This window comes from Mesorhizobium sp. M1E.F.Ca.ET.041.01.1.1, from assembly GCF_003997355.1.
Classification (GTDB): Bacteria; Pseudomonadota; Alphaproteobacteria; order Rhizobiales; family Rhizobiaceae; genus Mesorhizobium.
The window spans coordinates 1-694 of the sequence record NZ_RZSL01001175.1 but is presented as its reverse complement, the minus strand read 5'-3'; the positions used below and the strand labels follow the sequence as shown (position 1 = coordinate 694).

The following is a 694-nucleotide window of genomic DNA, read 5'->3' as shown; positions in this document are numbered from 1 at the left end:
GCGGAGAACGCCGTCAGGTCGCTGGCCGAATCGAGCTCCAGCACGGCCGCTTCCAATGCGGTCGCCGTGGGTGGGCTCGCGCAGGACCTGAAGACGCTCGAAGCGCTCACCCGCCGTTCGGACGAGCGCAATTCACGGACCTTCGAGGCCATTCACGACACGCTGCTCAAGATCGTCGACCGGTTGGGCTCGCTGGAGGCCGAAGGTCCCAGCGAAGCGGTCAGCGAACTCGTCGACCCGCAGCCCGTCGGCAAGCGGGCCCGCGCCGGCAAGATCGCGGTGCAGGACGCACCGTCGATGGATATCGACCAGCCGCTGCCCTTGAGCGGAGACATCGCCGATCTCGACGCGCGCACCGCCTCCATCCTGCGCAACGAGCCTGTTACGCGAAGCGAACCTGTTACGCGTGGCGAACCTGTTGCGCGGGGCGAACCTGTTACGCGCGACGAACCCGGTCCGCGTACGCCCGCCGAGGCCGCTGCCGCTGCCGCCATGGCCGCGCTTGGGTCGGACGCGATCGGCGAGAGGGCCGAGAAAACCGGCCGCAAGAAGTCGATGTTCAGCGGGCTGGCGCGCGCCTTCAAGGGCAAGAAGGACGCGGACACGCCGCCGCTTGCCGGTTCGGCGCCGGCTGGCGACATTCCGACGGTTGACATCGACGAACCGCTGGATCCCAAAGCGGCCAACCGGCCGC

General features: G+C 68.9%; 1 pseudogene. It reads left to right on the top strand.

Features of this window, described 5'->3' with window-relative positions:
• Positions 1–694, top strand: a pseudogene (locus EOA38_RS38195) (peptidoglycan-binding protein); the annotation flags it as partial.